Consider the following 6,480-nt stretch of genomic DNA (forward strand, 5'->3'; position numbering starts at 1 on the left):
ATTGACTCGGCAGGCATTTAAAAAACCATACCGGGACAGATAAACGGGGATAAAATGAAAAAAACATTTTTAATTGCGTTTTTTGTTTTCACATCATTATTATTGATTTTTACCGCCTGTACAGAAACTTCTCCTGCGGCATCAACGGTTTGCGGCTATTCTTTTGGATATAATCAGGACGATGACAACACTTCACTCAGCGCGGAATTCCTTTTCGGCCATGACTTTGTAATGTCAGCCGATGTCACCATTTCTAAATTATCCGTTAAACTTGAAAGCGCGTCAGATTACATAATAGGCATATATACCGACAACAGCGGTTCCCCTGGTACACTTCTATCACAGACTGAAATCAAGAGCGGGACAATTGGCTGGAATACCGCATCTATACCGGCAACTGCCCTGGTTTCCGGATCAAAATACTGGCTTGTATCCTGCTCGGACTCTTCATCAATAAAATGTAATAGTACAAGCGATACAGGGCTTAAGTACGGATACTATCCATGGAGTGATATTGTAACAAATAACGGGATGCCATCCTCATATTCCTCATGGATAACGGATGTTAATGGCGGAGATGTTAAGATGTACGCCATGTCATGCAATTAGATTATTACAAAAATTTCATCAATATCAATTTAATACCGGGTTAACTTCAAGAAACGCATTAAAAAAAGGTCTTACACATAGAAAAAACATAACACAAAGAAGATAAACACAAAAATATTTCATATTTTTAATTGACTTTTACGCAATAAATCTATAATATTGTTATGGAAGCAAAGTAATACAGGGACACATCCGTATGAAATTCCAAAAAAGGGCAGAAAAATATCCCCTTTATAATCCCGGAGGTAATAATTAATGAATGTAAATGAACTAAAAACAATGAAAGTATCCGAACTTCAGAAGATCGCGAAAGACATGAAGATTGACAACTTAAGCGGCCTTAAGAAACAGGATCTTATCATGAAACTTATGGAAACCGAATCCCAGAAAGACGGATTGGTTTTCGGGGAAGGCGTACTTGAAATCCTTCCTGACGGATTTGGGTTTCTTCGTTCGCCAAATTACAACTATCTTCCGGGGCCCGATGACATTTACGTATCGCCTTCGCAGATACGCAAGTTTGACTTAAGGACAGGCGACATGATAGCCGGCCAGATTCGCCCGCCAAAAGAAGGGGAAAAATACTTCGCGCTTTTAAAAGTTGGCACAATTAACAGCGAAGACCCTGAAAAAATTAAAGATAAAATCTTCTTTGACAACTTAACCCCGCTTTATCCCGAACATAAGATAAACCTTGAAACAAAAGACAGGGAAAACATTTCCATGAGGGTAATGGACCTTTTCACGCCTCTTGGCAAAGGCCAAAGGGCGCTTATAGTTGCCCCGCCAAGGACAGGTAAAACAGTCCTTATGCAGAAAATTGCCAACAGCATAACGGATAACCACCCGGAAATTTACCTTATAGTGCTTTTAATTGACGAACGCCCCGAAGAAGTAACCGATATGGAACGTACGGTAAAAGGCGAAGTTGTGTCTTCCACATTTGACGAACCGCCCACAAGGCATATTCAGGTCGCGGAAATGGTTATAGAAAAAGCCAAAAGGCTTGTAGAAAGCAAACGCGACGTGGTTATACTTCTTGACAGCATCACGCGCCTTGCGCGCGCCTATAACGCGGTCGCGCCTTCCAGCGGAAAAGTACTTTCCGGCGGTATTGACAGTAACGCTCTGCAAAAACCCAAACGCTTCTTTGGAGCGGCCAGGGCAATAGAAGAAGGCGGCTCTTTGACGATTATAGCGACCGCGCTTATTGAAACAGGCAGCAAAATGGACGATGTTATATTTGAAGAATTTAAAGGCACCGGCAACAGCGAAATTGACTTATCGCGCGAACTTGCGGAAAAACGCCTTTACCCGGCAATTGACATCAGCAAATCCGGCACAAGAAAAGAAGAGCTTCTGCTTTCAAGGGAAGAAATAAACAAATTATGGATACTTCGGAAAGCCCTTTTAAGCAAGATGAAGCCCGCGGAAATAATGGAATTCCTGGTTGACAAAATATCCAAAACAAAGAATAATAAGGCATTTATTGATGCCATGAAAACAGATTAACGGAGGTAACAGAAACATGAAACAGGGAATACACCCGGATTACAAAACAGCAACGGTTGTATGCGCATGCGGTAATTCATTTGAAACACACAGCACAGCGGGAGACTTGAAGGTGGAAGTTTGTTCTAACTGTCACCCTTTCTTTACAGGCGTTCAGAAGTTCCTTGATACTGACGGCAGGGTAGAGAAATTCAAGAAAAGGGCTGCAAAAAGCACAAAGAAAGAGGAAACAAAGGCTTAGCGGAAGTCCGGCGGATATGGCCGTGTTTGTTAAACTTCTGTCACATACAGCTGACGGCGAAAAAATAGCCGCCATAGCGGGAAAACTTTGTTATTCCAGCGGCGGCTATAATAAAATAACCGGAACACTTACCGATGAAACCATTGCTTCATTTATCAACAAAATAAATGACCTTGGCCATTACTCTGTCCTGGAACACATGTCTTTTAGTTTCATTATAGAAGGCGTGTCGCGCGCTTTGACACACCAGCTGGTGCGCCACAGAATCGCGTCCTATTCGCAGCAGAGCCAGCGTTATGTTAATGAATCCGGCTTTGACTACATCACACCCCACACCATAGAAAACAAACCCGAACTTAAAAAACAGTTTGATTCCATGATGGAAACCATTAATGCATTCTACAAATCCATGACTGACGCCGGCATTCCCAAAGAAGATGCCAGGTATGTGCTTCCCAACGCGGCAGAAACCAAGATAGTGGTTACCATGAACGCGCGCGAGCTTCTGCACTTCTTTGAGAAAAGGTGCTGCAACAGGGCACAGTGGGAAATTCACGAAATGGCGGATTTAATGCTTGAAGAAGCAAAAATAGCAGCTCCTTTGATATTTAAAAACGCCGGACCGGGCTGTGTAAACGGGCCGTGCCCGGAAGGCAAAATGGCCTGCGGTAAAATAACAGAAGTCAGAAAAAAATACAATTCTGACAATAAGGAATAAAAATGACAGTTAAAAAAACAAAAAAATCAGTTTCCCGCGGTACAAAGAAAATGAGCGTGGGAGGGCAGGCGGTAATAGAAGGCGTGCTTATGCGCTCGCCAAATTATTACGCCGTATCCGTACGCCACAAAGACGGCACTATTAAATCCATGTCCGCGCCGGTCAATTCGATAACAAAAAAATACCCGTTTTTAAAATGGCCTGTCTTAAGAGGTTTTGTATCGCTTATAGAGTCCATGACCCTTGGATTTAAAGCGCTGGATTATTCCGCGCAGATATACGAAGAAGGTTACGAAAACAAAAAGAAGAAAAAATTATCCAAAGCTGAAACTGTAAAAAAAGAGAAAAAAGAAAAACTGGAAATGACAATAACTTATATTTTTTCTTTCGCGTTTGCTTTGTTTCTTTTTATATATCTGCCTGTACAGGGAACCAAACTGCTTGAAAAAGCAATGCCCGAACTTGCAGGCAACAGGGTTTTGTTTAACCTTATTGTGGTGTCATTTAAACTGGCAATATTCTTTTTATATATCTGGGGAATTTCATTTATGGAAGACGTTAAGCGCCTTTTTATGTATCACGGGGCGGAGCACAAAGCCATATATACCTTTGAAGCCGGCAAGAAACTGACGCAAAATAACATGAAACCGTATACAACGCTTCACCCAAGGTGCGGCACGGCTTTTATTTTTTTAACCATGCTGGTCAGCATTATAATCTTTGTATTATTGCTGCCGCCGGAATTTAAGATATGGCAGAGGATACTGCTGGAAATTCCGCTTTTAATCCCAATCGCGGGGCTGTCATACGAACTGCTGAAATTTTCCGATAAGTTCCAGAATAATTTTTTCATAAAAATATTAATAGCGCCGGGGCTGGCATTTCAGAGAATCACCACAAAAGAACCCGACGCGAAGATGCTTGAAGTGGCCGCAAGGTCAATTGAAGAAGTTTTAAAACTTGAAAAAAAGCACAAACCCGCAGCAGTAAAACTTTAGCTGTTTATATAAGCACCCGGTCTGCCTTTTATAAAAGGCGTAACGGGTGCTTTTTTTTATATATAAAAATCAATTTAACCGGAGGCAATAAAATGTTTGAAAAAGCCGCAAAAATAAAACGCGAATATGAAAAACTTACAGCGGAACTTTCCGATCCGCAGGTAATTTCCAACAACGAACTTTTTCAGAAAAAAGCAAGGCAGCATTCAGAATATTCCGAAATAGTGGAAATATATGACGCATATACAGCGCTTGACCATGCCATAAAAGACGCGGACCACATGATGCGCACGGAACAGGAAAAAGAACTTGTGGATATGGCCAAAGCAGAGATAGAGGATTTAACGCCAAAACTGGAAAAGAAACGCGAGGAATTAAGAATAATACTTACCCCAAGCGACCCCAATGACAAAAAGAACGCCATCGTGGAAATACGCGCCGGTACAGGCGGCGATGAAGCCGGCCTTTTTGCGGGAGATTTATACCGCATGTATGTTAAATACGCGGAGACCCACGGCTATACAATTGAAACAGTGACAAGCAGCCCGACCGAGCTTGGCGGCTTTAAAGAAATAATATTCTTTGTGAACGGAAAAGGCGCATACGGCAAGCTTCGTTACGAAAGCGGCGCGCACAGGGTGCAGCGCGTACCGGATACAGAGACCAGCGGCAGAGTTCACACTTCCGCGGCGACAGTTTACGTGCTTCCGGAACAGGAAGAAAAAGAGTTCAATTTAAACATGGCTGAAATACGAATAGACGTATGCCGCGCGTCAGGCGCCGGCGGTCAGCACGTTAACAGGACAGAATCCGCGGTAAGAGCCCATCACATACCCACAGGTATTGAAGTCTACTGTCAGGACGGAAGGTCACAGATTAAGAATAAAGAAAAGGCGCTTTCTATTCTTTCGGCAAGGGTAAAGGCCAAGACCGAAGGCGATGAAAAGGCGATAACCGACAGCGAAAGGCGTTCACAGATTGGTTCCGGCGACCGCAGCGAAAAAATAAGGACATACAATTACCCGCAGAACCGCGTCACCGACCACAGGATAGGCCTTACATCCTACAACCTTGAAGGTGTTATGCAGGGCGACATTGATCAGTTTATAGAAAAACTTAGCGAAGAAAACACTAAAAAGCTTATGGAAAACAGCATCTGATAATATGAAAATATACGAAGCACTGAATAAAGCCGCGGATTATATTTCAGAAGGCAGGGGGCTTGATAAACAGGTTTCAAAATTTGAAGCCGCGGAACTTTTAATGTTTCTTACAGGTATTGATAAACCGTCTTTATACGCGAAGTTTCAGGATAATCTTCCGGGAATGAGCGTAAAGAAATTATTTAAGCTTGCTCATAAAAGGGCATCAGGAATCCCGCTTCAATACCTAACAGGTACCGCCCATTTTTACGGCAATGATTTTGTCTGTAAAAAAGGGGTATTAATTCCCAGGCAGGATACCGAAGCGGTAATAGAGGCGGTGAAATCACTTCCGCTTAAACCCAAAACACTTGCGGCAGAGCTTGGCCCCGGAAGCGGAATAATAAGTGTGACACTGTGCCTGGAATGCCCCCAAATAGCCCATATAACCGCCATAGACATATCTAAAAAGGCTATATCGCTAACACGCCTTAACGCAAAGAAGTACGGCGTAAAAGGGCGTATAACAGCTAAATCGGGCAATTTTTTTACCTTAACCCGCAAATCACTCTTGAAATTTGATATTATTATATCCAACCCCCCATATATAACAAAAACAGCCATGTCCAAACTGCAAAAAGAGGTATTACACGAACCCTCAGCCGCCCTTACAGACAAAAAAGACGGGCTTTCATTTTACAAAAAGCTTGCCTCTTCCGGAAAGAACATCTTAAACCCGGGCGGTTATATGGTTCTGGAAATCGGGGACAACACGGAAGAGGACGTTAAAAAAGTTTTCCACAATAAAAACTGGACATACTTATCCACATTTAACGACTTCAAAGGTATGAAAAGAGCAATGATTTTTATACTTCCCGGACAAAAAAACATTAAAGCAAAACAATAACAAAATAATTTTTCTTTATTTCAAGAAAATCTTTATCATAATTGTTAACCTTTGTATTTAACCAAAAATTCATTTGACAAATGTTTATTTGTGTAATAAAGTAAATTTAATTTTACATCATTGGGATGGGTGAAAATTGAATATACATGCGTTACGCAGGTTTCTTTGGGCGGCTATTTTGATAATTATCGCTAATACTTTTATCAGCGGGTCTGATAATTTTTTCCCCTGCGGTGCAGATACAACAAAAAAACTTGATTTAATGGTTACCTGTCAGATGCAGGGAACGCAGGAGCGAAGATATTATGTAAAGATAATTAACCGGTCTGATACCCCCGTTTACTATTCAAACG

Annotated in this window: 7 protein-coding genes; all 7 read left to right on the forward strand. The window is 41.8% G+C overall.

Annotation, left to right across the window (positions count from 1 at the left end):
* Window positions 1-54: 54 nt before the first annotated feature.
* The 7 genes from JXR81_00310 to prmC all read left to right on the forward strand — a co-directional run bounded on the left by JXR81_00310 (window position 55) and on the right by prmC (window position 6,127).
* Complete coding sequence (locus JXR81_00310) at window positions 55-609, forward strand: hypothetical protein (protein MBN2753282.1); 555 nt, start codon at window positions 55-57, stop codon at window positions 607-609.
* A gap of 255 nt (window positions 610-864) precedes the next feature.
* Window positions 865-2,121 (forward strand): transcription termination factor Rho, encoded by a 1,257-nt coding sequence (gene rho / locus JXR81_00315; protein MBN2753283.1) that lies wholly within the window; start codon window positions 865-867, stop codon window positions 2,119-2,121.
* 16 nt (window positions 2,122-2,137) lie between these two features.
* A complete protein-coding gene (gene rpmE / locus JXR81_00320) occupies window positions 2,138-2,362 on the forward strand; it encodes a 50S ribosomal protein L31 (protein MBN2753284.1) in 225 nt (74 codons plus the stop codon).
* A gap of 16 nt (window positions 2,363-2,378) precedes the next feature.
* Window positions 2,379-3,080 (forward strand): FAD-dependent thymidylate synthase, encoded by a 702-nt coding sequence (locus JXR81_00325; protein MBN2753285.1) that lies wholly within the window; start codon window positions 2,379-2,381, stop codon window positions 3,078-3,080.
* Window positions 3,081-3,082: 2 nt separating this feature from the next.
* Window positions 3,083-4,078: a DUF1385 domain-containing protein gene (locus tag JXR81_00330; GenBank protein ID MBN2753286.1), complete on the forward strand. Its 996-nt coding sequence runs from the start codon at window positions 3,083-3,085 to the stop codon at window positions 4,076-4,078.
* Between the two features lie 92 nt (window positions 4,079-4,170).
* Window positions 4,171-5,238, forward strand: a complete 1,068-nt coding sequence (gene prfA / locus JXR81_00335; GenBank protein ID MBN2753287.1) for a peptide chain release factor 1 — start codon at window positions 4,171-4,173, stop codon at window positions 5,236-5,238.
* A gap of 4 nt (window positions 5,239-5,242) precedes the next feature.
* Window positions 5,243-6,127 (forward strand): peptide chain release factor N(5)-glutamine methyltransferase, encoded by an 885-nt coding sequence (gene prmC / locus JXR81_00340; protein MBN2753288.1) that lies wholly within the window; start codon window positions 5,243-5,245, stop codon window positions 6,125-6,127.
* Window positions 6,128-6,480 lie beyond the last annotated feature (353 nt).

This window comes from Candidatus Goldiibacteriota bacterium, from assembly GCA_016937715.1.
Classification (GTDB): Bacteria; Oederibacteriota; PGYV01; order PGYV01; family PGYV01; genus PGYV01.